Source organism: Duganella sp. SG902 (assembly GCF_013376005.1).
Classification (GTDB): domain Bacteria; phylum Pseudomonadota; class Gammaproteobacteria; order Burkholderiales; family Burkholderiaceae_D; genus Rugamonas.
Genome location: NZ_JABMJK010000003.1, coordinates 305,859 through 330,348, shown reverse-complemented (window position 1 = coordinate 330,348; position 24,490 = coordinate 305,859). Strand labels below are relative to the sequence as shown.

The 24,490-nt window shown below is 68.3% G+C and carries 24 protein-coding genes; 13 read left to right on the top strand and 11 right to left on the bottom strand.

Annotated features, from left to right (window positions below):
* Positions 1–94 precede the first annotated feature (94 nt).
* The 3 genes from FHW83_RS08135 (at position 95) to FHW83_RS08125 (ending at position 3,785) form a co-directional block, all read left to right on the top strand.
* Positions 95–1,690: an NYN domain-containing protein gene (locus FHW83_RS08135; RefSeq protein ID WP_176645861.1), complete on the top strand. Its 1,596-nt coding sequence runs from the start codon at positions 95–97 to the stop codon at positions 1,688–1,690.
* A 2-nt stretch (positions 1,691–1,692) separates the two neighbouring features.
* A complete protein-coding gene (locus FHW83_RS08130) occupies positions 1,693–2,544 on the top strand; it encodes an MOSC domain-containing protein (RefSeq protein WP_176645860.1) in 852 nt (283 codons plus the stop codon).
* A gap of 65 nt (positions 2,545–2,609) precedes the next feature.
* Positions 2,610–3,785 carry a diguanylate cyclase gene (locus FHW83_RS08125; protein ID WP_176645859.1) on the top strand — a complete coding sequence of 392 codons (1,176 nt, stop codon included), beginning with the start codon at positions 2,610–2,612 and terminating at the stop codon, positions 3,783–3,785.
* 62 nt (positions 3,786–3,847) lie between these two features.
* Here FHW83_RS08125 and FHW83_RS08120 read toward each other — a convergent pair whose 3' ends face one another.
* On the bottom strand, positions 3,848–5,830 hold the full coding sequence (locus tag FHW83_RS08120; RefSeq protein WP_176645858.1) for a cation:proton antiporter: 1,983 nt from the start codon (positions 5,828–5,830) through the stop codon (positions 3,848–3,850).
* Between the two features lie 75 nt (positions 5,831–5,905).
* Here FHW83_RS08120 and FHW83_RS08115 point away from each other — a divergent pair, with 75 nt between their 5' ends.
* From FHW83_RS08115 to FHW83_RS08070, 10 genes are all read left to right on the top strand, one after another.
* Positions 5,906–6,895 carry an SIS domain-containing protein gene (locus tag FHW83_RS08115; RefSeq protein ID WP_176645857.1) on the top strand — a complete coding sequence of 330 codons (990 nt, stop codon included), beginning with the start codon at positions 5,906–5,908 and terminating at the stop codon, positions 6,893–6,895.
* Positions 6,895–7,422, top strand: coding sequence for an HAD family hydrolase (locus FHW83_RS08110; protein ID WP_176645856.1), 528 nt, complete (start codon positions 6,895–6,897; stop codon positions 7,420–7,422). The genes FHW83_RS08115 and FHW83_RS08110 overlap by 1 nt, the downstream gene beginning before the upstream one ends.
* Positions 7,423–7,434: 12 nt before the next feature.
* Entirely contained in the window at positions 7,435–8,028 is a 594-nt protein-coding gene (lptC, locus tag FHW83_RS08105) for an LPS export ABC transporter periplasmic protein LptC (RefSeq protein WP_176645855.1), read from the top strand.
* An 8-nt stretch (positions 8,029–8,036) separates the two neighbouring features.
* A complete protein-coding gene (gene lptA / locus FHW83_RS08100; RefSeq protein ID WP_373997179.1) occupies positions 8,037–8,621 on the top strand; it encodes a lipopolysaccharide transport periplasmic protein LptA in 585 nt (194 codons plus the stop codon).
* 1 nt (position 8,622) lies between these two features.
* Positions 8,623–9,375, top strand: a complete 753-nt coding sequence (lptB, locus tag FHW83_RS08095; protein ID WP_176645854.1) for an LPS export ABC transporter ATP-binding protein — start codon at positions 8,623–8,625, stop codon at positions 9,373–9,375.
* Between the two features lie 6 nt (positions 9,376–9,381).
* On the top strand, positions 9,382–10,854 hold the full coding sequence (locus FHW83_RS08090) for an RNA polymerase factor sigma-54 (protein WP_176645853.1): 1,473 nt from the start codon (positions 9,382–9,384) through the stop codon (positions 10,852–10,854).
* 76 nt (positions 10,855–10,930) lie between these two features.
* Positions 10,931–11,290, top strand: coding sequence for a ribosome hibernation-promoting factor, HPF/YfiA family (gene hpf, locus FHW83_RS08085; RefSeq protein WP_176645852.1), 360 nt, complete (start codon positions 10,931–10,933; stop codon positions 11,288–11,290).
* A 57-nt stretch (positions 11,291–11,347) separates the two neighbouring features.
* Positions 11,348–12,253 (top strand): alginate lyase family protein, encoded by a 906-nt coding sequence (locus FHW83_RS08080; protein WP_176645851.1) that lies wholly within the window; start codon positions 11,348–11,350, stop codon positions 12,251–12,253.
* A 10-nt stretch (positions 12,254–12,263) separates the two neighbouring features.
* Entirely contained in the window at positions 12,264–13,343 is a 1,080-nt protein-coding gene (locus FHW83_RS08075; protein WP_176645850.1) for an enoyl-CoA hydratase/isomerase family protein, read from the top strand.
* 63 nt (positions 13,344–13,406) lie between these two features.
* Entirely contained in the window at positions 13,407–14,210 is an 804-nt protein-coding gene (locus FHW83_RS08070; protein ID WP_176645849.1) for a ParA family protein, read from the top strand.
* On the opposite strand, the gene FHW83_RS08065 is transcribed toward FHW83_RS08070, so the two are convergent.
* The 10 genes from FHW83_RS08065 to hprK all read right to left on the bottom strand — a co-directional run bounded on the left by FHW83_RS08065 (position 14,151) and on the right by hprK (position 24,468).
* Positions 14,151–15,230, bottom strand: coding sequence for a chemotaxis response regulator protein-glutamate methylesterase (locus FHW83_RS08065; RefSeq protein ID WP_176645848.1), 1,080 nt, complete (start codon positions 15,228–15,230; stop codon positions 14,151–14,153). The two genes, FHW83_RS08070 and FHW83_RS08065, sit on opposite strands and share 60 nt — an antisense overlap.
* Positions 15,223–16,056 carry a protein-glutamate O-methyltransferase CheR gene (locus FHW83_RS08060; RefSeq protein ID WP_176645847.1) on the bottom strand — a complete coding sequence of 278 codons (834 nt, stop codon included), beginning with the start codon at positions 16,054–16,056 and terminating at the stop codon, positions 15,223–15,225. Before FHW83_RS08060 ends, FHW83_RS08065 begins: the two co-directional genes overlap by 8 nt.
* Position 16,057: 1 nt before the next feature.
* Entirely contained in the window at positions 16,058–16,573 is a 516-nt protein-coding gene (locus FHW83_RS08055; protein ID WP_176645846.1) for a chemotaxis protein CheW, read from the bottom strand.
* A gap of 8 nt (positions 16,574–16,581) precedes the next feature.
* Positions 16,582–18,498: a methyl-accepting chemotaxis protein gene (locus FHW83_RS08050; protein ID WP_229224081.1), complete on the bottom strand. Its 1,917-nt coding sequence runs from the start codon at positions 18,496–18,498 to the stop codon at positions 16,582–16,584.
* 57 nt (positions 18,499–18,555) lie between these two features.
* The gene (locus FHW83_RS08045) at positions 18,556–20,679 is read right to left on the bottom strand and encodes a chemotaxis protein CheA (RefSeq protein ID WP_176645845.1); all 2,124 of its coding nucleotides are present in this window, start codon (positions 20,677–20,679) and stop codon (positions 18,556–18,558) included.
* A complete protein-coding gene (locus FHW83_RS08040) occupies positions 20,676–20,996 on the bottom strand; it encodes a lipid asymmetry maintenance protein MlaB (RefSeq protein WP_176645844.1) in 321 nt (106 codons plus the stop codon). The genes FHW83_RS08045 and FHW83_RS08040 overlap by 4 nt, the downstream gene beginning before the upstream one ends.
* A gap of 12 nt (positions 20,997–21,008) precedes the next feature.
* Complete coding sequence (locus tag FHW83_RS08035; RefSeq protein ID WP_176645843.1) at positions 21,009–21,377, bottom strand: response regulator; 369 nt, start codon at positions 21,375–21,377, stop codon at positions 21,009–21,011.
* Between the two features lie 14 nt (positions 21,378–21,391).
* Positions 21,392–22,519, bottom strand: coding sequence for a methyl-accepting chemotaxis protein (locus FHW83_RS08030; RefSeq protein ID WP_176645842.1), 1,128 nt, complete (start codon positions 22,517–22,519; stop codon positions 21,392–21,394).
* Positions 22,520–22,644: 125 nt separating this feature from the next.
* Positions 22,645–23,508, bottom strand: coding sequence for an RNase adapter RapZ (gene rapZ, locus FHW83_RS08025; protein ID WP_176645841.1), 864 nt, complete (start codon positions 23,506–23,508; stop codon positions 22,645–22,647).
* Positions 23,509–23,532: 24 nt separating this feature from the next.
* The gene (hprK, locus tag FHW83_RS08020) at positions 23,533–24,468 is read right to left on the bottom strand and encodes an HPr(Ser) kinase/phosphatase (RefSeq protein WP_008444515.1); all 936 of its coding nucleotides are present in this window, start codon (positions 24,466–24,468) and stop codon (positions 23,533–23,535) included.
* Positions 24,469–24,490 lie beyond the last annotated feature (22 nt).

Below are 24,490 nucleotides of genomic sequence, written 5' to 3'. Positions count from 1 at the left end.
TGGACAAGCGCCAGTATATCGCGCGAGCTCCGCTGTGAGGCGCGGTATAATCGCCGGATTGCCCGCTTTACCCCTACTCTAGAAAATACTCTTCATGGCTTCTTCCAACGAAAACGTCAGCATGGCGCTGTTCTGCGATTTTGAGAATGTGGCGCTCGGTGTGCGTGACGCTAACTACGACAAGTTCGATATCAAGCCGGTGCTGGAGCGCCTGCTGCTCAAGGGCAGCATCGTGGTCAAGAAAGCCTATTGCGACTGGGATCGCTACAAGTCGTTCAAGGCGTCGATGCACGAGGCCAATTTCGAGCTGATCGAGATCCCGCACGTGCGCCAGTCCGGCAAGAACTCCGCCGACATCCGCATGGTGGTGGACGCGCTGGACCTGTGCTACACCAAGTCGCACGTCGACACCTTCGTGATTATTTCCGGCGACTCCGATTTCTCGCCGCTGGTGTCCAAGCTGCGCGAGAACGCCAAGAAGGTGATCGGCGTGGGCGTCAAGCAGTCGACCTCCGACTTGCTGGTGGCCAACTGCGACGAGTTCATCTTCTATGACGACCTGGTGCGCGAGAGCCGCCGCGCGCGCCGCGAGGCCAGCAACGACAAGCCGCAGGTCAAGCGCACGCCGGAAGAGGAGCGCGCACGTCGCGAGGAGATGGAGAAACGCCGCTCGCAGGCGGTCGAGATCGCCGTCAACACGTTCGAGGCCCTGGTGCTGGAGCGCGGCGACAGCGGCAAGATCTGGGCGTCCGTGCTGAAGGAGGCGATCAAGCGCCGCAAGCCGGATTTCAGCGAGTCCTACTATGGCTTCCGCACCTTCGGCAACCTGATCGAGGAATGCAAGGCGCGTGGTTACCTGGAGTTCGGCCGCGATGAGAAGTCGGGCGCGTATGTGTACCGTGGCAGCGGCACGCCGCTGCCGGTGAGCGAGGCGCCCGTCGCTGTCGAAGGCGGCGCCCCGGCCCCCGCGCTCGCGGAAGGCGGCCAGCAGGAATCGCGCCGCAGCCGCAATCGCGGCCGCACCGCCGCCGAGCGCTTCGCGGAACGCCAGGCCCAGCGCCTGGCCCAGCAGCAGCGCGGCGCGCAGGCGCCAGAGGAGGGCGATGTCGCCGCCGTGGCGCCGGTCGATGACACACCCGCCGTGGCGCAACCGGCGCCCGCCGCCTGGTACGACCCCGCGCCGGCAGATGCCGTCGAGGAAACCGCGCCAGTCGAAACCGCTGCGACCGTGCTCGAGGCGGCCGTCGAACTGCCAGTCGAAGCCGCCGCCCCCGCGCCGGCCAGGAAAAAGAACGGCGCCAAGCCGCCAGCGCGCAAGCTGAAGGAACAGGCGAAAAAAGGCAAGGCATCCACCGAGGCCGCCGCCGCGCCGCAAGCCGCCGCTGCCCCTGGCCCGGCCCCGGCCGAGGCGCCGGTCGCCGCGCCGATTGCCGCCGCTGCGGCCTCGGCGGATACGGCGCCGGACGAGCAGGCGCCCGCGAAGACCCGTTCCGCCGGCAAGCCGCGCGCTGGCAAGCCCAATGCGGGCAAGCAGAAGGCCGCCGCCGCACCGGCGAAAGCGCCTGCCGCCGATGTGGCACCCGTCGCTGAAGCCGCGCCCGCAGCCAAGGCCAAGCCGGCCCGCAAGCCCGCCGCGCCGCGCGCGCCGCGTCCGCCGAAGGCCAAAGCCGCCGCCCCAACCGAGGAGTAACAATGCCCACGCTGTCCGCCATCACCATCTATCCGATCAAATCCTGCGCCGGCCTGTCGCTGGAGGAAGCCACGCTGACGCCGCTCGGCCTGATGTCGGCGCAGATCTACGATCGTGAATGGATGGTGGTGGACGGCAACGGCATCGCCCTGACCCAGCGCGAGCATCCGCGCATGGCGCTGATCAAGCCGGCCATCAAGGGCAGCACGCTGGAAGTGCAGGCCCCCGGCATGCCGCGCCTGGAAATCCCGCTCGGCCGGCCCGATCCGGCCACCGCGCCCACCCTGCAAACCCAGGTCTGGGACGACACCGTGCTGGCCTACGACTGCGACGCCCTGACCGCCGAATGGTTCACCAAGGCCATCGGCGTGCCGTGCCGGCTGGCGCGCTTCCACGCCAACGCCGAGCGCGCGGTCAGCACCAAGTGGACCGACGGCGTGCAAGCCACCACCCTGTTCTCGGACGGCTATCCGATGCTGGTGACCAGCACCGCCTCGCTGGACGACCTGAATCAAAAACTGGTGGCGGCCGGCCGCCACGCCATCCCGATGAACCGCTTCCGCCCGAATCTGGTGATTGACGGCATCGAGGCGTTTGAGGAGGACTATGCCGCCTCGTTCCAGCTTGGCGACGTGGTCCTGAAGCCGGTCAAGCCATGCCCGCGCTGCCCGATGCCGTCGATCGACCAGGCCACCGGCGAATTCGGCCCCGACCCGCTGGACATCATGCAAAGCTACCGCGCCAAGCCGGAAGTGGAGGGCGCGCTGTGCTTCGGCATGAACAGCATCCTGATCGACGGCGTGGGCCAGCGGGTACGCGTGGGGCAGGAAATCGAGGTTACACTGGCGTTTTAAGCACTCCGGGCATTCCCAACCGGGCCAACTTGGCGTAATGTGGGAATACGCAAGAAAGGGCCATCATGACGCAGACAGCAACCGGGAAACTTCCGCCGCAAACCGATCAACACGATCTGGCGGCCGAGAACCGGGCCTTGCGCGCGCGGATGGCGTACCTGCTGGAGCAGGCCGAACGCAATCACTCCATCATGACCCGGCACCAGGCGTTCGACCTGGAGATCGTCGGCGCCAGCAATTTCCCGGAATTGATCGGCACCATCTTCCGCGTGCTGCCTGTTATTTCCGAGCTCGATAGCGTGACCCTGACGCTGATCGACGAGGACGCCGACATCCGCACCGTGATGCTCAAGCTCGATGTGGTGTTTGAGGATTTTCCCGACCTGATCTTCGTGGAAACGGTGGACGAGCTGGGCTTCGACCTGGGCCGCCGCAACGCCTACACGCCCACGCCCAAGCCCGTGCTGGGCATGTTCGACGCGCAACGTCATTCTGGCGCGTTCCCGCACGCGCCGGCCGCCTTGCAAAGCGTGGCGCTGGTGCCGCTGCTGCGCAACAAGCGGGTGATCGGCAGCCTGAACCTGGGCAGCCGCGATCCCACCCGTTTCACGCCCAGCCTGGGCACGGATTTCATCGAGCACATGGCGTCCATCATCGCCATCTGCCTGGAGAACGTGATCAGCAACGAGATGCTGAAATACATCGGCCTGACCGATTCGCTGACCGGCGTCTACAACCGCCGCTACATCGACCGCCGCCTGCTGGAGGAAATCGCGCGCGCGCGGCGCCAGCAGTATCCGATTTCCTTCATGTACATCGATATCGACCATTTCAAGCGGGTCAACGACACGGTCGGCCATGGCGGCGGCGACGAGGTGTTGCGCGAGGTGGCGGGGCGCATCAAGAACGAGCTGCGCAGCTCGGACGCGCTGGCGCGCTTCGGCGGCGAGGAATTCGTGGTGCTGCTGATCGACGCCAATCTGGAAAGCGCGGCGTTTGTGGCCGAGCGCATCCGCGCCAGCGTGGCCGGCAGCATGATTACCCTGTCGCCGGAGTTGCAGCTGTCGGTGACGGTGTCGATCGGCGTGGCCTGCCTGGAGGTGGGCATGGCGGAAGGCGAGCCGGAAGCCATCGCGCGCGCGCTGATCGAGCGCGCCGACGAGTTGCTCTACGACGCCAAGGAGAACGGCCGCAACCGCGTCATCGCGGTCCGTCATTCCGGCGAAGGCCGGAATCCATAGAACGCCGGCGTAGCGGTACTGCAAGCATTCCATGGGTTCCGGCTTTCGCCGGAACGACGGTGTCAGCGGGTCAGGCGCTGTTCGGCGCGGGTGACGGCTTCGGCCGCGCCGCGCAGCACCACCACGTCGCCGGCCTGCAGCGTGGTCTCCGGCGTCACCTCGACGCCGCCCTTGCCGCGGCGGATGCTGGCCACTTCCGCGCCCGACGCGTTTACATCCAGCGACCCCAGCGAACGCCCCACGCAGGGCGCGCTGCCGTTCAGCGTCACCGAATGCAGGCGCTCCAGGTCGGCCTCCTCGTCGACGTCGCTCATGCCGTGGAAATAGCCGCGCAGCGAGGCGTAACGCTCCTCGCGCGCCGCCTGCACCCGGTGCACCACGCGCCGCAGCGGCACGCCCAGCATCACCAGCGCGTGCGAGGCCAGCATCAGGCTGCCCTCCATCAGCTCCGGCACCACCTCGGCCGCGCCGGCCTGCTTGAGGCGGTCCAGATCCGTGTCGTCATGCGAACGCACGATCACCGGCAGCGCCGGCGTCAGCTCGTGCACCTGGTGCAGCACGCGCAGCGCCGAGCGGGTGTCGGCGTAGGTGATCACCACCGCGCTGGCGCGGTAGATGCCGGCCGCCACCAGGCTTTCGCGCCGCGCCGCGTCGCCATAGGACACGCTGGCCCCGGCCAGCTGCGCTTCCTGCACGCGCTCGGGGTCGAGGTCGAGCGCGTGGTAGTCGATTTTTTCCTCGGTCAGCAGGGTCGCCAGGCTCTGGCCGCTGCGGCCGAAGCCGCACACGATGACGTGCTTGTTGGTGGACATGGTGCGGCTGGCGATCTTGGTCAGCTGCAGCGACTGCATCATCCATTCGTTGCTGGAGAACTTCATCACGATCTTGTCCGACTGCGCGATGATGAACGGCGCCAGCAGCATCGACAGCACCATCGAGGCCAGCACCACCTGCACGATGTAGGCGTCCATCAGGTTCTGCCCGGCCGCCAGGTTGAGCAGCACGAAGCCGAACTCGCCGGCCTGCGCCAGCGCCAGGCCGGTGCGCATCGACACGCCGTCCGAGGCGCCGAACAGCTTGGCCAGGCCGGCGATCAGCGCGAATTTCATCAGCACCGGCGCGCACAGCAGGATCAGCACCAGCCACCAGTTGGCCATCACCAGCTTGACGTTGAGCAGCATGCCGATGGTGATGAAGAACAGCCCCAGCAGCACGTCGCGGAACGGCTTGATGTCCTCCTCCACCTGGTGCCTGTATTCGGTCTCGGAAATCAGCATGCCGGCCACGAAGGCCCCCAGGGCCAGCGACAGGCCGGCGCGCTCGGTGATCCAGGCCGCGCCCAGCGTCACCAGCAGCAGGTTCAGCATGAACAGCTCCTGCGAGCGGCGCTTGACCACGATGGTGAACCAGCCGCGCATCAGCTTGTGGCCGACCACCAGCAGCAGCGCCAGCACGATCACCGCCTTCAGGCCGGCCCAGGCCAGGGTTTCCATCAGCTTGTCCGGGCGCTCGCCCAGCGAGGGGATCAGGATCAGCAGCGGCACCACGGCCAGGTCCTGGAACAGCAGGATGCCGATGATTTTGCGGCCATGCTCGCTTTCGAGCTCCAGCCGCTCGGTCAGCATCTTGGACACGATGGCGGTGGACGACATGGCCAACGCGCCGCCCAGCGCGAACGAGGCCTGCCAGCTGATGTGCAGGGCCGGGGGCAGCTGGGTGGCGATGGTCCAGCCAAATATCATGGTGGCGACGATAGTGAGCACTACCTGCGCCATGCCCAGTCCGAACACGATGCGGCTCATGGCCTTGAGCTTGGGCAGGGAGAATTCGAGTCCGATGGAGAACATCAGGAACACCACGCCGAATTCGGCCAGGCCGTGGGTGGTCTCGCTTTGCTCGGCCAGGCCCAGCGCGTGCGGGCCGATCAGGATGCCGACGGCCAGGTAGCCCAGCATGGGCGGCAGATGCAGCATGCGGAAGGCGACCACGCCCAGCACGGCACTGCCCAGCAACAACAGGGTTAATTCGAGCGGGGAAAACGTCATTTTGTTGTCACTGGCAAGTTTTTTGCTTTCTCAATTCGGCTATACTTGGGCATGAGTGTAACCCATGAAAAAACAATGCTGAAAGCTTTTGATGCAAAAACGGCACTGCGTCTTGCCCAAGACACGCTGCGGAACGAAGCGGATGCCATCCTCGCCCTGAACGCGCGCCTCGCCGACGACGACAGCGTGGTGCAGGCGATTTCCTTGTTGCTGAACTGCAAGGGCAGGGTGGTGGTGTCCGGCATCGGCAAGTCGGGCCATATCGGCCGCAAGATCGCCGCCACGCTGGCCTCGACCGGCACGCCGGCGCTGTTCGTGCATCCGGCCGAAGCCGCCCACGGCGACCTCGGCATGGTGACCGCCGACGATGCATTTATCGCCATTTCCTACTCCGGCGAAAGCTCGGAGCTGATGACCATCCTGCCGGTGGTCAAGCGCATGGGCAGCAAGGTCATCGCCATCACCGGCAAGCCGGGCTCCAGCCTGGCCGGCATCGCCGACGTCCACCTGAACGTGGCGGTGGCCAAGGAGGCCTGCCCGATGAACCTGGCGCCCACCACCTCCACCACGGTCACGCTGGCGCTGGGCGACGCGCTGGCCGTGGCGCTGCTGGACCTGCGCGGCTTCAAGGAGGAGGATTTCGCCCGCTCGCACCCGGGCGGCGCGCTGGGCCGCCGCCTGCTGACCCACGTGAAAGACGTGATGCGCAGCGGCGACGCCGTGCCGCGCGTGACGGCCGGCGTCAAGCTGACCGATGCGCTGCTGGAAATCACCCAGAAGGGCATGGGCATGACCGCCATCGTCGACGCCGACGACAAGCCGGTCGGCGTGTTCACCGACGGCGATTTGCGCCGCATGATCGAAAAAGTGCAGGATTTCAGCAAGGTGGTGATTGGGGATGTGATGCACGCCAACCCGCGCACCATCTCGCCTGAGAAAATGGCGGTGGATGCGGTGGCCGTGATGGAGCAGTACCGCATCAACCAGATGCTGGTGACCGATGCCGACGGCAAGCTGGTTGGCGCACTGCATATCCATGACCTGACGCGTGCAAAGGTAATCTGATGAGCATGACCTATCTGGACCGCGCCGCGCGCGTCAAGCTGATGATATTCGACGTCGACGGCGTGCTGACCGACGGCAGCCTGCATTACGGCGCCGACGGCGAAGCGCTCAAGACTTTCAACGTGCAGGATGGCCTGGGCATCAAGCTGATCCAGGAAGCCGGCATCCAGACCGCCATCATCAGCGCGCGCACCTCGCCCCAGGTGATCCGGCGCGCGGCCGACCTTGGCATCGGCCACCTGCACCAGGGCGGCCATGACAAGCTGACGCCGTTCAACGCGCTGCTGGAGAAGACCGGCCTCAGCGCCGAGCAGGTCGGCTTCATCGGCGACGATGTGGTGGACTTGCCGATCCTGACGCGCGTCGGCTTTGCCGTGGCCGTGCCGAACGGCCGCAAGGAAGTGCTGGAACGCGCCCATCACGTGACGACCGCCCATGGCGGCCGTGGCGCGGTGCGCGAGGTATGCGAGCTGGTGCTGCACGCGCAGGGCTTGTACGAGCGCGTGATGGCGCAATTCCTGGTTTGACAGGGTGTAATCATGCGTAAAAGAACAGCACACCGTTGGCAGCTGACCCTGATCATGATGGCCGGCGTGTTCGTGGCCGTCGGCAGCTTCTGGCTGGTGCAGGTGGTCAACCAGGCCGGCGAGGAAGCGCAGGCCGACAAGTTCCGCGACGAGCCGGACTACATCATCGACCGCTTCAGCACGGTGCGCATGAACAAGGAAGGCCAGCCGGCCTACATCATCTCCGGCGACAAGCTGACGCACCGCCCGGTGGATGACTCCTCGCTGATCGACAAGCCCTTCGTGCACGGCCTGGCCACCGACCAGCCGCCGATGAATATCCACGCGCAGACCGCCGTTGTCGATCAGGGCAATACGCGCGTCAAACTGAGTGGTAATGTGGACGTGGTGCGACCCGCCACCAAGCAAGCGCAGGAGCTGCGCCTGAAGACCAGTACGCTGACCGTGTACCCGGATGAGGAACGCATGGAAACCGACGCCCCGGTCGAGATGCTGGTCGGCACGTCGACCGCCACCGGCACCGGCATGAAGGCCAACAACGCCACCCGCCAGATCGCGCTGGGCGGCCGCGGAACGATTACGATGCCGCCGCGCGCGGCACACTGAAGGAACGAATGATGAAGATGAACAAATTGATGTTGTCGGCGGCCTTGCTGCTGACCGCTTGCGTGGCGCACGCCGAGAAGGCCGACTCCAGCAAGCCGACCCAGATCGACTTCGATCAGCTGGACGCCGACGACGTCAAGCAGATCAAGACCTTCACCGGCAACGTGGTGCTGACGCGCGGCACGCTGCTGATGAAGTCGCCCAAGGCGGTGGTGACGGAAGATCCGGAAGGCTACCAGTTCGTGGTGCTGCACAGCGCCCCGGGCGTGCAGGCCACCTTCCGCCAGAAGCTGGACGGCGCCGGCGACCAGTGGGTCGAGGGCCAGGCCGACCGCATCGAATACGACAACAAGACCGAGCTGGTGAAGCTGTACGCCAAGGCCCGGATCAAGAAGCTGGAGGGCGGCAAGCCCGCCAGCCAGGTCGATGGCGAATTCATTTCCTACGACAGCCGCAAGGAATTCTTCGCCGTCAAGAACACCTCGAGCGGCGAGACCAAGCCGGGCGCGGGCCGCAGCACCATGGTGATCCAGCCATCGAGCAAGCTGGCAACGCCGCCTGCGCCGACCACCCAGCCTGCACCGGGGAAATAAGATGGAGTCCTCCTGCGGTAGCACCCTGATCGTCAAAGGCCTGCAGAAGACCTACGGCAAGCGCCAGGTGGTGCATGACGTCTCGCTGCAAGTGGAGTGCGGCGAAGTGGTCGGCCTGCTGGGGCCGAACGGCGCCGGCAAGACCACCTCGTTCTACATGATCGTCGGCCTGGTGCCGTCGGACGCCGGCAGCATCGATATCAGCGGCACCGACATCTCGTCGCTGCCGATCCACCGGCGCGCCACCATGGGCCTGTCCTACCTGCCGCAGGAAGCGTCGGTGTTCCGCAAGCTGACTGTGGAAGAGAATATCCGCGCCGTCCTGGAGATCCAGAAAGTGGACGGCAAGCCTTTATCCAAGGCTGACATTGATGAACGGCTGAATACCCTGCTGGCCGATCTGCAAATCGAGAAACTGCGCGAGAACCAGGCGCTGTCGCTGTCCGGCGGCGAGCGCCGCCGCGTGGAGATCGCGCGCGCGCTGGCGACCAATCCGCGCTTCGTGCTGCTCGATGAACCTTTCGCCGGGGTCGACCCGATTGCCGTGATTGAGATCCAGCGCATCGTGCGCTTCCTCAAGGAGCGCGGCATCGGCGTCCTCATTACCGATCACAATGTGCGCGAGACGTTGGGCATCTGCGACCGCGCATATATCATCAACCAGGGGACGGTGCTGGCCTCGGGCCGTCCGGACGACATCATCGCCAACGAGTCGGTGCGTCGCGTCTATCTGGGTGAACACTTCCGTATGTAAGCCGCAATGAAACAGTCTTTGCAACTGCGCACGTCGCAGCATCTGGCGTTGACGCCGCAACTGCAACAGTCGATCCGGCTGCTGCAGCTGTCGACGCTGGAGCTGCACCAGGAACTGGAACAGCTGCTGATCGATAATCCGCTGCTGGAACGCCTGGACGATCCGCTCGACCATTCGCTGCGCCTGCTGGCCGATGGCGCCATCAGCCAGCAGGCGCCGGCCGCCGAGGCGCCGCCGGAGGGCCCGCCCGGCGAGGCCCCGGCCGCCGAGGCCGACAGCTACGAGGCGCCCGCCGCCGACACCGAGAGCACCACGCCCGAGGCCGACCTCGACTGGGGCGATCCGGGCCGCAGCAAGAACAACGACGACGAGGAGGCGCGTCCGCAGCTGGAGGCCCATCACTGCACGCTGCGCGAGCATTTGATGGAGCAGATGCGGGTGACGGTGCTGGAGATGCGCGACCGCGCGCTGATGGAGCTGATCATCGACGCGCTCGACGAAAACGGCTATCTCGAGGAGTCGCTGGAGGAGATCCACGCGCGCCTGCCGGAGGAGCTGGAGATCGAGATCGAGGAATTGCAGACCGCGCTCAAGCTGCTGCAAAGCTTCGACCCGATGGGTGTGGGCGCGCGCAACGCCGCCGAATGCCTGGCGATACAAATCAAGCGTTTGCCCGGCGTGCCGCTGGTGACGCGGCGCATGGCGCTGGCCATCGTGGAGAACCACCTGACCTGGTTCGCCCAGCGCGATTTCAACAAGCTGAAGAAAACCCTGCTGTGCGACGACGAGGACCTGCGCGAGGCGCAGGCCGTGATCCGCCAGTGCAACCCGCATCCGGGCGCTGCGTTCGCGTCCGATGTGTCGGACTACGTGGTGCCGGATGTGATCGTCAAGAAGTCGCGCAACGGCTGGCAGGTCAGCCTGAACAACGACGTCATGCCGCGCCTGCGCGTGAACGCCATGTACGCCAACCTGCTCAAGCAGGGCAAGGGCGAAAGCGCGATGGGCGCGCAGCTGCAGGAAGCCAAGTGGCTGATCAAGAATATGCGCCAGCGCTTCGACACCATCCTGCGCGTGGCGCAGGCGATAGTAGAAAGACAAAAGAACTTTTTCTCGCACGGGGCCGTCGCCATGCGCCCCCTTGTGCTTCGCGAAATTGCTGATACACTGGGACTACACGAGAGCACTATTTCTCGCGTAACAACTCAAAAATATATGCTGACCCCGCACGGCATGTTTGAGTTGAAATATTTCTTTGGTAGCCATGTCGCCACCGAAGCTGGCGGGGAAGCAAGTTCGACGGCGATACGTGCCTTGATTGTGCAACTCACAGGAGCTGAAGACCCGAAAAATCCTTTATCCGACAGTAAGATTGCGGACATGCTGGGAGAACAGGGCATGGTGATTGCGCGACGGACTGTTGCCAAATATCGCGAAGCCCTCAAGATCCCTCCAGTCAGCCTCCGCAAGTCTTTGTAGTTACTTGGTTCCTGCGCGCCCGGCAGCAATGGGCACCGCACTAACCGTCAGAAGCGACTTATCTTTAGGAGTGTGTATGAATCTCACCATCAGTGGACATCATCTCGAAGTGACCGCAGCGATTCGCGAGTACGTGCAGAACAAGCTGGAACGGGTCACCCGCCACTTTGATCAAGTGATTGATATTGCTGTCATCCTGACCGTAGATAACCTTAAAGAGAAAGAGAAACGCCAGAAGGCTGAAATCAATCTGCGTCTGTCCGGTAAAACCGTGTACGTGGAAAGCCTGTCGCAAGACCTGTACGCCGCCATCGATACCCTGATCGACAAGCTTGACCGGCAGGTCATGAAGTACAAATCCAAAGTTCAATCGCACGGGCACGATGCCATCAAGCATATCCCGGACAGCTACGAACCCGCTGCCGCCGCCCTATAAGAACGGCCCCGGCACATTCAACGAAGGGCGCATGAGGGCGCCCTTTTTGAGGATCATATGGTTAAACGTTTAACTTGCATTTTATTGCTGGCGGCGGGCAGCGCGGCCGCCTGCGAACCGGCGCCGCCGGCGCGCCTCGACATCGACGCCAACAGCTACTACTCGGACAAGCATCACTCCGTGGTCGACCCGGTGCTGAGGGCGCGCAACATCGCGGCCACCAGGCCGATCGAGGATTTCCTGTCGCAGGTGGCGCGCGACGCCAACGGCCAGGGCGACGCCGCCTGCGCGCTGGCGTGGCTGGGGAGCTGGGCCGGCCAGAACGCCATGCTGGGCAAGATGTCGAGCGAGCAGGCCTATTACGTGCGCAAATGGACGCTGGGCGGCATGGCCCTCAATTACGCGCGCATACAGCGGCAGGCCACGCCCGCCCAGCGCGCGCTGATCGAGGGCTGGTTCAAGGCGCTGGCCGACGCCACCATCGCGCACTCGGACGCCAAGAAGGGCGGACGCAACAACCATTACTACTGGGAAGGCCTGGCGGTGACGGCGGTGGGCGGCGTGACCGGCGAGGCGCGCTACCTGGACTGGGGCCGCAAGGTGCTCAATCACGCCCTCGGGCAGATGGAGGCCGATGGCGCGCTGCCGGCCGAGATGGAACGCGCCGGCAAGGCGCTGCACTATCAGGTGTACGCGGCCACGCCGCTGGCGCTGATGGCCTCCATCCTCGACGTGCACGACGCGCGGCTCGATACGCTGGTGGCGTTCACGGTGGCCGCGTCGGCCGATCCATCGGGGATCGCGCGGCGCACCGGCTTCGAGCAGGAACCGGTCGGCAGCCGCGAGGTGACGGTGTTCTACAACCGCCACGAGGGCAGGCCGCCGGTGGCCGGCAAGGCGTTGTGGCAGCCGCGGCTGGGCGGCGCGCTGGACGTGCCCAATCCGCTCGAGCATCTGAAGTAGAATTGGCGGCATGAGCGAAAACATCCACACCAGCGTTAGCAACGGCACCGGCCTGATCGTACTGGACCGGCCCCAGGCCCTCAACTCCCTGTCGCTGGACATGGTGCGGGCGATTACCCGGGCGCTGCTGGCATGGCGCGATGACGCGAACGTCGCCGCCGTGGTGATCCGCGGCAGCAGCGGGAAAGCGTTTTGCGCCGGCGGCGACATCCGCTTCTTCCACGACGCCGGCCGCGCCACGCCGCAAGGCGGCAGCGCGCTGGTGGAGGATTTCTTCACCGAGGAATATGCGCTAAATCATTTAGTTCATTTCTATCCCAAGCCCTACATCGCGCTGATGGATGGCGTGGTGATGGGCGGCGGCATGGGCGTGGCGCAGGCCGGCCCGGCGGCGCGCGTGCGCATCGTCACCGACAAGACCAGGATGGCCATGCCGGAGGTGAACATCGGCCTGTTCCCGGACGTGGGCGGCAGCTACTTCCTGTCGCGCGCGCCGGGGGCGCTGGGCTATTACCTCGGCGTCACCGGCGTCACCATCAACGCGGCCGACGCGCTGTACGCCGGCCTGGCCGACCACTACGCGCCGCTGGCCGACCGCGCCGCGCTGGACGCGCTGTTGAGCGCCACACCGGGTGCCGACCTGCCGCGCGCATTGGCGGCCTACGCCGCCGCGCATCACGCCGGCGACAGCCAGCTGGCGGCCGACCGCGCCGCCATCGACCGCCACTTCAGCGCCGGCTCGGTGCCGGCCATCGTCGCCTCCTTGAAGGCGGACGGCGGCGCGTTCGCGCTGAAGACGCTGGACATCATGGCCACCCGCTCGCCGCTGATGATGTGCGTCACCCACGAACTCATCCAACGCGGCGCCGCGCTCGATGTGGCGGGCTGCCTGCGCATGGAACGCGCGCTGGTGCGCCGCAACTTCGAGAACGGCGAAGTGATCGAGGGCGTGCGCGCCCTCGTGATCGACAAGGACAACGCGCCCAAGTGGCAGCCGGCCACCCTGGAGGCCGTCACGCAAGCGATGGTGCAGGCCATGTTCGAGCCGGTCTGGCCGGACCACGCCCACCCGCTGCGGCACTTGGCCTGAAAATCCGGGGCACGCCGTTTTTGCTCTAGAATGGTTGTATTTTCATCATCACATGGGCGGACTATGAAACGGGTGATCTTCAATCAGAAGGGCGGCGTGGGGAAATCGACGATCGCGGTGAACCTGGCGGCCATCGCCGCCAGCCAGGGCAAGCGCACCCTGTTGATCGACATCGACCCGCAGTGCAACGCCAGCCGCTACGTGCTGGGCGCGACGGCGCACGCGGTGGCGCCGACGCTGGGCGCCTACTTCGAGCAGGTGCTGAGCTTCAGCATGTTCGCCCAGCCGCCCGGCCACTACGTCCATCCGACGCCGTTCGAAAACCTGTCGATCATCGTGGCCCATGCCGAGCTGGGCGACCTGCAATCGAAGCTGGAGTCGCGCAACAAGATCTACAAGCTGCGCGACCTGCTGCGGGAGCTGGGCAAGGAATATGACGAGATCTTTGTCGACACGCCGCCCGCCTATAATTTTTTCAGCCAGTCCGCCCTGATCGCGGCCGACAGCTGCCTGATCCCGTTCGACTGCGATGATTTCTCGCGCCAGGCCCTGTACGCGCTGATGAACAACATCAAGGAGATCAAGGCCGACCACAACGCCGATCTGAAAATCGAGGGCATCGTGGTCAACCAGTTCCAGCCGCGCGCGCTGTTGCCGCAGCGGATGGTCGAGCAGCTCAAGGAGGAGGGCCTGCCGGTGTTCGCCAGCAAGCTGTCGAGCTCGATCCGCATCCGCGAATCGCACGAGCGCAACCTGCCGATGGTGCATCTCGACCGCGGCCACAAGCTGAGCCAGGAATATCTGGCGCTATACGGCGAGTTGCGGGCCGACGGCGACCACGGCGGCCGGGATCTCGCGCAGCGGTAGCACGCGGCAGGCGGCGTCCAGCTTGACCGCCGCCTTCGGCATGCCGTACACCACGCAGCTGGCCTCGTCCTGGGCGATGGTGTGGGCGCCGGCCTCGCGCAGCTCGCGCAGGCCGCGCGCGCCGTCGTCGCCCATGCCGGTCATGATCACGCCCAGCGCGTTGCGGCCGGCGCATTGCGCCACCGAGCGGAACAGCACGTCCACCGAGGGCCGGTGGCGGTTGACCGGCGGCGCGTCGACGATCTCCACCTGGTAGCGCGCGCCGCCGCGGCGCAGCACCATGTGGCGCCCGCCCGGCGCGATCAGGGCCAGGCCGGGCAGCACAGGGTCGCCATGGCGCGCCTCGCGCACCTCGATCTCGCACAGCTGGTCGAGGCGGCGCGCGAACGCGGCGGTGAACTGCGGCGGCATGTGCTGCACCACCACGATGCCCGGGCTGCGCCGCGGCAGGGCGCCCAGCACGTATTCGAGCGCCAGCGTGCCGCCGGTGGAGGTGCCGATCGCCACCACGCTGCCGGTGGCGCGCGCCGGCGCCGGCGGCGCGGCCGGCAGCACCGTGTCCGCGCCCAGCCGCGGCGGCGGGCGCTGCGTCAGGCCGGCCAGGTTGGCGCGCGCGGCCGCCTTGACGGCGGCCACCAGGGTGTCGCCGCTGTCGACCAGGAATTGCCTGAGCCCCAGCTTGGGCTTGGCCACCACGCTGACCGCGCCGGCCGCCAGCGCCTGCATGGTGCTGTCGGCGCCGCGCGCGGTCAGCGTGGAGCAGATCACCACCGGCGTCGGCCGCTCCCGCATCAGCCGCCGCAGGAAGGCGAGGCCGTCCATGCGCGGCATCTCCACGTCCAGCACGATCACGTCCGGCCACTGGCGCGCCATGCGCTCCATGGCGTACAGCGGATCGCTGGCGGTGGCGATCACGCGCAGCGCCGGGTCGGCGTCCAGCAGCGCCGACAGCACCTGGCGCACCGTGGCCGAGTCGTCGACGATCAGCACCTTGACGGCGGCGGCGCCGGCCTCAGGCATCGGGCTTGCGGTAGATCGAGGGCTGCACCAGCGTCAGCCCGGAGTTGACGCGGTTCAGGGTTTCCGCGTGGCCCACGATCAGCCAGCCGCCCGGCCGCAGCTGGGCCTGCAGCCGCCGCACCACCGCGCACTTGGTCTCGTGGCCGAAATAGATCAGCACGTTGCGCAGGAAGATGACGTCGAACGCGCCCAGCGCCGGCAGGCGCGCGTTCAGGTTGATCTGGCGGAAGCTGACGCGCTCGCGCAGCGCCGGGTCGACCTGCGACTGGCCCTCGTGCTGGCCGACCCCGCGCAGGCAGTATTTGTGCAGCAGCGCGCGCGGGATGCCCTCGACGTCGGCCGCGCGGTAGATCCCGGCGCGGGCGCGCGCCAGCATGCGCGTGCTGAGGTCGGACGCCAGCACCTCCCACGGCTGCCCCGCCAGCGCCTGCGCCAGCGTCATGGCGATCGAGTACGGCTCCTGGCCGCTGGAGCAGGCCGCGCTCCAGGCGCGCAGCGGGCCGGGCGCGCGCGGCCCGGGCACGATGGTGTCGCGCAGGAACTCGAAATGGCGCGGCTCGCGGAAGAAATAGGTCTCGTTGGTGGTCAGCAGGTCGACCACGGCCTGCCGTTCGGCGTGGTCGTGGCGCAGGTGGTGGAAGTAGGCGCCGTAGCTGTCCCAGCCGTGTTCGCGCAGGCGGCCGCCCAGCCGCCCGGCCACCAGCGCGCGCTTGGCGTCGGACAGCTCGATGCCGGCCACGTCCAGCAGCATGTCGCGGAACAGGTGGAACTCGCGCTCCGTCAGCTGCGGCCCGCGCGTGGCCGCCGCGTGGCGGCGCCCGCCCATGTCAGCCGCCGCGGCCGGCGGCGCCGGCCAGCTGCTCCAGCTCGGCCACCGACAGCACGCGGTCGATGTCGAGCAGGATCACGAAGCGCTCGCCCAGCTTGCCCATGCCGGCGATGAAGTCGGCGCGGATCGCGGCCCCGAACGCGGGCGGCGGCTCGATCTGCGCCGGCGCGATTTCCAGCACGGCGTTGACGGCGTCCACCACGACGCCGACGTCGTGGGTGGCGTCGTCTTCGCGCACCTCGACGATCACCACGCAGGTGCGGCGGCTGGGCTCGGCGGCGGCGCGCCCCAGCCGCGCGGCCAGGTCGACCACCGGCACCACGGCGCCGCGCAGGTTGATCACGCCGCGCAGGAAGGCGGGCAGGCACGGCACCGCGGTCGGCTCGGCGTACTCGATGATCTCCTTGATGCCCAGGATGCCGATGGCGTACACCTCGCCGGCCAGCATGAAGGTCAGGTATTGCCGCTGGCCGGCGGGCTGGCCGGACGCCTCGGCGGCGGGGACGGCGTGCATGGCGCCTCCTAGTAGCGCACGAAGCCGGCCGCCGGCCGCGGCGCGCGCGCCGGCGGCGCGGCGGCCGGGCGGCGCGCGGGCGCCGGCGCCGCCGCGGCGGCGGCCGGCTCGCTCAGGGTGAAGAACTGCATCAGCTGCTGCAGCTGCAGCGCCTGCGCGCCCATCTGCTCGGCGGTGGCGGCCAGCTCCTCGGCGGCGCCGGCGTTCTGCTGGGTGGCCTTGTTGAGCTGCTCCATGGCGCCGTTGATCTGGCCGATGCCGGACGACTGCTCGCTGCTGGCCGAGGCGATCTCCTGCACCAGGTCGGAGGTCTTGGTGATGGTGGGGACCATGCCGTCCAGCAGCTGGCCGGCGCGCTCGGCCTGGCGCACCGAGCGCGTGGCCAGGTCGCCGATCTCCTGCGCCGCCACCTGGCTGCGCTCGGCCAGCTTGCGCACCTCGGCCGCCACCACCGCGAAGCCCTTGCCGTGCTCGCCGGCGCGCGCGGCCTCGATGGCCGCGTTCAGCGCCAGCAGGTTGGTCTGGTAGGCGATGTCGTCGATGATGCCGATCTTCTGCGCGATCGACTGCATGGCGCCGACCGTCTCGCGCACCGCGCCGCCGCCCTCGGTGGCCTCCAGCGCGGCCTGGCTGGCCATGCCGTCGGTGACCTTGGCGTTCTCGGTGTTCTGCAGCACGGTGGCCGACATCTGCTCGATCGAGGCCGAGGTTTCCTCGACCGAGGCGGCCTGCTCGGAGGCGCCCTGCGACAGCGACTGCGCGGTGCCGGAGATCTGCTCCGAGGCCGCCGACAGCGCCTCGGCCGCCACGCGCACCTCGCCGATGACCTGGGCCAGCTTGGCGATGGTGTTGTTGACGGTGTCCTGGAAGTCCTTGAGCTGGCCCTGGTAGGCGCCCTCGACGGTGCGGGTCAGGTCGCCGCGCTCCATCTCCTCCAGCACCGCCACCGCCTCGTTGACCGGCAGCACGATGCCGTCCAGCGTCTGGTTGACGCCGGCCACCAGGCGGCGCCAGCCGCCGACGAACAGGGCGGTGTCGGCGCGCCGGTCCAGCTCGCCGTTGGCGGCGCCCTCGATGATGGCGTCGGTCTGCGCCAGCAGGTCGCTCATCATCTTGACCAGCGCGTTGAGGTTGTCCTTGATCACGCCGTACTGGCCGTGGTACTCGGTCTCGATCGGCGCCGGGATCACGCCCTTGGCGATCTGGTCGATGTAGGCGGCGGTGACGTTGAGCGGCTGGGCCACGGCGTCGAGGATGGCGTTGATGCCGCGGCTGGCGTCCTTGAGGCGGCCCTCGGGCAGGCGCGCGAAGTTGATGCGGGTGTCGAGCTGGCCGGCCACGGCGTCCTGCACGCAGGCGCTGAGGTCGCCGGTGAAGTGCATCAGCTCGGTGCGGTCCTCCCACTCGACCACGGCGCCCAGGCGCTTGCCGCCGGGCTCGAAGATCGGCATGGCCTTGAGGCCGAAGGTGCGGGCGCCGATGGTGATCTGGGTGCGGAACAGCTGGGTGAACTCGCTGAGCATCTTGCGCTGGTGCGCCGGGTTCTTGTGGAACTGGTCGATGTTGGAGCCGAGCAGGCGGTTGGCGTCGAACGAGGGGAAGATCTGGCGGATGTCGGCCTCGGCCACCCGCATCATCTCCACCACCGCCGGGTTGACGTAGTTGATGTTGAGGTCGGCGTCGGCCATCATGACGCAGGTCGAGACGATGTCCATGCCGGCGCGCAGGCGCTGCAGGTCGAGGTAGTCGGCGCGCGCGGCCGGCAGCGCCTGCTGCAGGCGGCGCAGCTGCGCCATCGCCGGCGCCAGCGCGTCGTCGCCGGCGTCGGCGATCAGCGGGCCGGTGGCGCCGCTGGCGAGCTGCTCGAGGATGTGGACGAGGTCGTCGATGCGGTCCTGGCGGACCCGGGTGCCAAACAATGCCATGGGGATCTCCTGTGAATGTCGTTGCCTGCCGTCAAACCGGCCGGCGCGGGGGTATGCTCATGCGGCGGCCTCGTGCTGGCGCGCCAGCTGGCCGATCAGCTCGGGCACGTTGAGGATCAGCGCCACCTCGCCGTTGCCGAGGATGGTGAAGCCGCCGATGCCGCGCAGCTGGCGGAACACCTTGCCGAGCGGCTTGATGACGGTCTGGAACTCGCCCATCAGGCGGTCCACCACCAGGCCCACGCGGCGCCCGCCGTGGCGGATCACCACCACGTTCTCGCGCCGCGCGGCGCCGCCGGCGCCGCCGAACAGCTCGCGCAGGCGCACGAACGGCAGCACCGCGCCGCGCAGGTTGAGGTAGTGGTGGCCGTGGGCGGCGCCGGCCTGCCCGGCGTCGAGCTCGACGCATTCCTCCACCAGCTCCAGCGGCACCACGTAGGTGGCGCGGCCGACGCCGATCAGGAAGCCGTCGATGATGGCCAGGGTCAGCGGCAGGCGGATGCTGACGGTGGTGCCGCGGCCGGCCACGCTGGACAGCTCGATGCCGCCGCGCAGCGCCGCGATGTTGCGCTTGACCACGTCCATGCCGACCCCGCGCCCGGACAGGTTGCTGACCGCCGCCGCGGTGGAGAAGCCGGGCTCGAAGATCAGGTTGTAGATGTCGCGCTCGGCCAGCGCGGCGCCGGCCTCGACCAGGCCGCGCTCGGCCGCCTTGGCCAGGATGCGTTGCTTGTCGAGGCCGCCGCCGTCGTCGGCCACCTCGATCACGATGCTGCCGGCGTCGTGGTAGGCGTTCAGGCGCACGGTGCCGTGCGCCGGCTTGCCGGCCGCGCGGCGCGCGGCGGCCGGCTCGATGCCGTGGTCCATGGCGTTGCGCACCAGGTGGGTCAGCGGGTCGGCGATGCGCTCGACCACCGTCTTGTCGAGCTCGGTGTCGGCGCCGCTGATCTCGAGCCGGATGTCCTTGCCCAGCTCGGCCGAGACGTCGCGCACCACGCGCTGGAAGCGGTTGAAGGTGGCGCCCACCGCCACCATGCGCAGCGTCAGGGCGGAGTCGCGCACCTGCTCGACCAGGCGCGCCACCCGGGTGCTGGACTCGAGCAGCGCCGGCGCGCCGGCCTGCTGGGCGGCCAGGCTGGCGCCGGCGCTGGCGATGATCAGTTCGCCGATGAGGTCGATCAGCTGGTCGAGCTTGCCGGCGTCCACGCGGATCAGGCTGGCCTCGGCGGCGCGCGCCGCGCGCGCGGCCGGGGCCGCCGGGACGGCGGCGGGCGCCTCGGGCGCCGCGTTTGCCGCGTTTGCCGCGTTTGCCGCGGTTGGCGCGGGCGGCGCCAGCGCGGCCGCCAGCGCGGCCGGGGTGACGCTGCCGCAGGCGATCAGCAGCTGGTCGATGCACGCGTGCTCCTCGGCCGCGCGCAGCTCGATCAGGCGCACGAAGTCGGCCGCGCCGCTGCCGGGCGGCAGCAGCTCGATGCGGCTGTCCTCGCGGACGAACTCGAAGGCGCCGGCGATGGCGGCCGGGTCGGCGTCGCTGCGGAAGCCGAGCTCGTAGCCGAGGTGGCAGCGCTCGGGGTCCAGCTCGGGCAGCGGCGGCAGCGCGCCGCTGACGGCGACGATGTGGACGATCTCGCCCAGCGTGCCGAGGTAGTGCAGGAAGGACAGCGGGTCCATGCCGTAGCGCAGCACCTCGGCGCCGAAGCGCAGCGACAGGTGCCAGTGGGGGCTGCCGTCGTGGGCGGCGGCCGGCGCGGCGGCCATCGGCGGCGTGGCCGCGGGCGGCGCCGTCTCGGCCGCGGCCGGCAGGTAGGCTTGCAGCGCGGCGCCCAGCGCCTGGCCGGCGGCGTCCAGCGCGGCGTCCGGCGCGACGTCGTCGGCGGCCAGCGCCACCAGCGCCGCCAGGTGGTCGCTGACCGACAGCAGCAGCGTGGCCAGCGCCGGGGTGATCGCCAGGCGCGCCTCGCGCACCTCGTCCAGCACGCTCTCGGCCACGTGCGCGCAGGCCACGATGTGGTGCAGGCCGAACAGGCCGGCCGAGCCCTTGAGCGTGTGCACGGCGCGGAACAGGGCGTTGATGGCGTCGGCGTCGGCGCCATCCTGCTCGATGTGCAGCAGGCCGCCTTCCATCTGCTCCAGCAGTTCGCCGGCCTCGGCGATGAAGGTGGGCAGGGCCTCGCGCATCATGGCGCCACCTCGCGGCCGGGGGCGGCGTCGAGCTCGTGCGTCAGCCCGCACAGCGCCAGCACCTCGCGCAGCCGCGCGCCGTGCCGGACGAAGCGCAGCTCGTTGCCGAGCGCGCGCGCGTGGCGCTTGGCGGCCAGCATCAGCTGCATGCCGGCGCTGTCGACCCGCTCGACCGCCGCCAGGTCGATCACCACGGCGGGGCCGGCGCGGGCGGCGTCGAGCCACCAGGCGCGGTCCTGGGCGGCGGTGAAGATGGTGATCTCGCTGGCGGGAACGGCGAGCGTGACGGCGCTGGCGCCGGGCGTGGGCTGGCTCATGGCGGCGGTCGGCTAGGGCAGGGTCAGCCGGGCGACGGCGGCCAGCACGGTGTCCGGCTGGAACGGCTTGACGATCCAGGCGCGCGCGCCGGCGGCCTGGCCGGCCGCCTTCCTGGCGTCGCCGGCCTCGGTGGTGAGCATGACGACGGGCGTGAAGCGGTAGGCCGGCAACTGCTTGGCGGCCTTGACGAAGGCGATGCCGTCCAGCTTGGGCATGTTGACGTCGCTGATGATCAGGTGGAACTTGGTGCCGTCAAGCTTGGCCAGCGCGTCCTCGCCGTCGCAGGCCTGGACCACGTTGTAGCCGGCGCCCTTGAGCGTGATGGACAGCACCTGCCGCAGCGAGGCGGAATCGTCGATGACTAGTATGTTCTTGGGCACGGAAAATCCTCGGGTTAAAAGAAGGTGACGGCGTCGGCGCCGCCCGCCGCCGGCGCGGCGGCGCGCGCCAGCCGCAGGTGCTGTTCGGGCGCCGTGTAGCTGGCGGCCAGGTCGTCGAGCCAGCGCCGCGGGTCGAGCGGGCCGGGCGGCGCGTCCGGCGCCAGATGGCGCTCGAGCTTGTCCATGTCGGCCCGCACCTGGCCCAGGATCTGGCTGACCCGGTCCTGGAACTGCAGCGCCACCAGCACCTGTTCCAGCTCCTGGCCGACCGCCGCGCTGTGCGCGCGCATGTGCTGCGCGGCCGCCGCCAGGGTGGCGCTGGCGCCGCGGAAATCGCCCACCACGCGTTCGATGGTGGCGGTGGCGTTGGCCAGCGACTGCTGGTCCTGCTGCGCGTACAGCCGCGACGCGTCCAGCGTGCCGGTCACGGCGCGGTTGATGACCTCGATGGTGTCGGCGATCTGCTTGCCGGCCGTGCCCGAGAGCAGCGACAGCTCGCGCACCTCGCGCGCCACCACGGCGAAGCCGCGCCCGGCCTCGCCGGCGCGGGCCGCCTCGATGGCCGCGTTCAGGGCCACCAGGTTGGTCTTGCGGGCGAGCTCGCCGACGCTGTGCGCGAGCTCGCGCAGCTCGCCGGTGAAACCGGCCAGTCCGCCCACCTGCTCCAGCAGCGCGCTCTTGGCGGACAGGGCGTCGCGCAGCGCGCCGGTGATCGCGCCCAGCTCCTGGCGGCAGCGCTCGAGCAGCTCGAGCAGGGCGCCGTCGCCGCCGCCCTGGCCGTCGGACACGGCCTCGCCGACGCGGCGGTGGATCTCGACGAAACGCTGGGCCAGCGCGGTGATGGCGTGCTCGGTCTGGTCGCTGGCCAGGCGCACCTGCGCCGACCAGGCCGGCAGCACGCCGGCGCACAGCTGCGTCAGGCCCGGCACGCCGTCGCCGCGCCCGGCCGGCGCGGCGGCCGGGCGCCGCAGGCCGGCCAGGGCGTAGCCGCCGGCGGCCGCCAGCGCCAGACCGGCCAGGCGCGCGGCCGGCGGCCAGCCGGCCGCCAGCACCGCCGTGCCGGCCAGGGCCCAGGCCAGCAGCGCGGCATACAGCGCCGGGCGCCGCCAGGCCGGCCGGCGCGCATCGAAATCTGGGTCCATGTCATCGTCAAAAAAAGAACGGGGGAAGACGATGATGGCGGAATGGCGGGAAGTTGCCCATAGACCACTTCTTATTTTTCCGTAGGGAAAAACTTGAGTTGTTGTAGGGACTTTCCTACGGGGGCTTAGGACTGTTCGCGGTGGCGCAGGACCACGCGCTCGGTGGTGTTGAAGTAAGCCGCGAGCTTTTCCGCCATGTAGACCGAGCGGTGCTGGCCGCCGGTGCAACCCAGCGCCACCGTCAGGTAGCTGCGGTTGTCGCTCTTGAACGAGGGCAGCCATTTTTCCACGAAGGCGCGGATGTCGTTCAGCATCTCGCCGGCGCTCGGCTGGGCGTCGAGGAAGTCGATCACCGGCGCGTCGCGCCCGGTCAGCGGGCGCAGGGTCAGGTCGTAATAGGGGTTCGGCAGCGCGCGCACGTCGAACACGAAGTCGGCGTCCATCGGCACGCCCAGCTTGAAGGCGAACGATTCGAAGAACAGGGTCAGCGGCGAGTGCGCGGTCACCACCAAGTCCTTGACCCAGCCGCGCAGCTTGTTGGCGCTGAGCTCGGAGGTGTCGATCACGTGGCCCAGCTTCTCGATCGCCGACAGCCGCTCACGTTCCTCCATGATGCATTCGATCAGGGTGCGGCGCGCGGCCGGGTTCTGGCCCGGGCGCAGCTCGTGCGACAGCGGGTGGCTGCGGCGGGTTTCCGAGAAGCGCGCCACCAGCGAGTGGGTGTTCGCGGTGAGGAACATCACCTTCACATCGTGGCCCTCGGCGCGCAGGCGGTGGACGTCGGCCGGCAGCGAGGCCAGCGACTCGGCGCTGCGGGCGTCGACCGCCACCGCCAGCGCCTGCAGGCCTTCCTCCGTCAAGGTCTGGACCAGGCTGGAAAGCAGCGCGGGCGGCAGGTTGTCGACGCAATAGTGCCCCGTGTCTTCCAGGACGTTGAGTGCGACGGATTTGCCGGAACCGGAGATGCCAGTGATAAGTACGATGCGCATAGCCGCGATGATACCATCGACTGCTTAGTCCCCGCTCATGGCTTGTCTTTGCCTTTCCATGAATTCCTGCAGGGTGTCGATGCCGCGCAGTTGCAGGATGGTGTTGCGCACGGCGGCTTCCAGCAGCACCGCGATGTTGCGGCCGGCCGCCACCGGGATCACCACCTTGCGGATCGGCAGGCCCAGCACGTCCTCGGTCGGGAACTGGAACGGCAGGCGCTCGACCTCCTCGTCGGCGGCGCCGCGCCGCACCAGGTGCACGATCAGCTTCAGGCGCATCTTGCGGCGCACCGCCGTCTCGCCAAAGATGGCCTTGATGTCCAGCAGCCCCAGCCCGCGCACCTCCAGCAGGTTTTGCAGCAGCGCCGGGCAGCGGCCCTCGATCATGTTCGGCGCGATGCGCGAAAACTCCACCGCGTCATCGGCCACCAGACCGTGCGAGCGCGAAATCAGCTCCAGGCCCAGCTCGCTCTTGCCGAGGCCGGAGTCGCCGGTGATCAGCACGCCCACGCCCAGCACGTCCATGAACACGCCGTGCATGATGATGCGCTGCGCCAGCTTCTTGGACAGGTACACGCGCAGGAAGTCGATCACCTGCGCCGCCGGCAGCGGGGTCGAGAACAGCGGGATGTTCTTCTCGTCGCAGATGGCGAGAATGTCGGGCGGCGTTTCCAGGCCTTGGGCGATGATCAGCGCCGGCGGGCCGCCGGCGATCAGCTCGCCGATGACGTGGGCGCGCGTCAGCGACTTGAGGCGCTGGTAGTAATTGATTTCCTGGTGGCCGAAGACCTGGATGCGGCCCGGGTGGATGGTGTTCAGGTGGCCGACCTGGTCGGCGGCCGAGGCGACGTCGCCGGAGATCAGGCGCTCGCCGCCGGGGAAGCCGGCGAACCAGCCTAGCTGCAAACTTTCGCGATTGTCGTCGTAAAGCCTTTGTATCGTCAGCGGAGTTTGCAGCATGGGGCGTGTCACCAGGTTAGTT

Excerpts from the sequence above, each read along its gene's own strand:
- FHW83_RS08080 (WP_176645851.1), top strand. The coding sequence starts at position 11,348 with ATGGTTAAACGTTTAACTTGCATTTTATTGCTGGCGGCGGGCAGCGCG.
- FHW83_RS08075 (WP_176645850.1), top strand. The coding sequence starts at position 12,264 with ATGAGCGAAAACATCCACACCAGCGTTAGCAACGGCACCGGCCTGATC.
- FHW83_RS08120 (WP_176645858.1), bottom strand. The coding sequence starts at position 5,830 with ATGACGTTTTCCCCGCTCGAATTAACCCTGTTGTTGCTGGGCAGTGCC.
- rapZ (WP_176645841.1), bottom strand. The coding sequence starts at position 23,508 with ATGCGCATCGTACTTATCACTGGCATCTCCGGTTCCGGCAAATCCGTC.
- FHW83_RS08030 (WP_176645842.1), bottom strand. The coding sequence starts at position 22,519 with ATGGACCCAGATTTCGATGCGCGCCGGCCGGCCTGGCGGCGCCCGGCG.
- FHW83_RS08135 (WP_176645861.1), top strand. The coding sequence starts at position 95 with ATGGCTTCTTCCAACGAAAACGTCAGCATGGCGCTGTTCTGCGATTTT.
- FHW83_RS08090 (WP_176645853.1), top strand. The coding sequence starts at position 9,382 with ATGAAACAGTCTTTGCAACTGCGCACGTCGCAGCATCTGGCGTTGACG.
- FHW83_RS08125 (WP_176645859.1), top strand. The coding sequence starts at position 2,610 with ATGACGCAGACAGCAACCGGGAAACTTCCGCCGCAAACCGATCAACAC.
- FHW83_RS08110 (WP_176645856.1), top strand. The coding sequence starts at position 6,895 with ATGAGCATGACCTATCTGGACCGCGCCGCGCGCGTCAAGCTGATGATA.
- lptB (WP_176645854.1), top strand. The coding sequence starts at position 8,623 with ATGGAGTCCTCCTGCGGTAGCACCCTGATCGTCAAAGGCCTGCAGAAG.
- FHW83_RS08115 (WP_176645857.1), top strand. The coding sequence starts at position 5,906 with ATGCTGAAAGCTTTTGATGCAAAAACGGCACTGCGTCTTGCCCAAGAC.
- lptA (WP_373997179.1), top strand. The coding sequence starts at position 8,037 with ATGATGAAGATGAACAAATTGATGTTGTCGGCGGCCTTGCTGCTGACC.
- FHW83_RS08130 (WP_176645860.1), top strand. The coding sequence starts at position 1,693 with ATGCCCACGCTGTCCGCCATCACCATCTATCCGATCAAATCCTGCGCC.
- FHW83_RS08050 (WP_229224081.1), bottom strand. The coding sequence starts at position 18,498 with ATGGCATTGTTTGGCACCCGGGTCCGCCAGGACCGCATCGACGACCTC.
- FHW83_RS08055 (WP_176645846.1), bottom strand. The coding sequence starts at position 16,573 with ATGCACGCCGTCCCCGCCGCCGAGGCGTCCGGCCAGCCCGCCGGCCAG.
- hprK (WP_008444515.1), bottom strand. The coding sequence starts at position 24,468 with ATGCTGCAAACTCCGCTGACGATACAAAGGCTTTACGACGACAATCGC.
- hpf (WP_176645852.1), top strand. The coding sequence starts at position 10,931 with ATGAATCTCACCATCAGTGGACATCATCTCGAAGTGACCGCAGCGATT.
- FHW83_RS08040 (WP_176645844.1), bottom strand. The coding sequence starts at position 20,996 with ATGAGCCAGCCCACGCCCGGCGCCAGCGCCGTCACGCTCGCCGTTCCC.
- FHW83_RS08070 (WP_176645849.1), top strand. The coding sequence starts at position 13,407 with ATGAAACGGGTGATCTTCAATCAGAAGGGCGGCGTGGGGAAATCGACG.
- FHW83_RS08065 (WP_176645848.1), bottom strand. The coding sequence starts at position 15,230 with ATGCCTGAGGCCGGCGCCGCCGCCGTCAAGGTGCTGATCGTCGACGAC.
- FHW83_RS08045 (WP_176645845.1), bottom strand. The coding sequence starts at position 20,679 with ATGATGCGCGAGGCCCTGCCCACCTTCATCGCCGAGGCCGGCGAACTG.
- lptC (WP_176645855.1), top strand. The coding sequence starts at position 7,435 with ATGCGTAAAAGAACAGCACACCGTTGGCAGCTGACCCTGATCATGATG.
- FHW83_RS08060 (WP_176645847.1), bottom strand. The coding sequence starts at position 16,056 with ATGGGCGGGCGCCGCCACGCGGCGGCCACGCGCGGGCCGCAGCTGACG.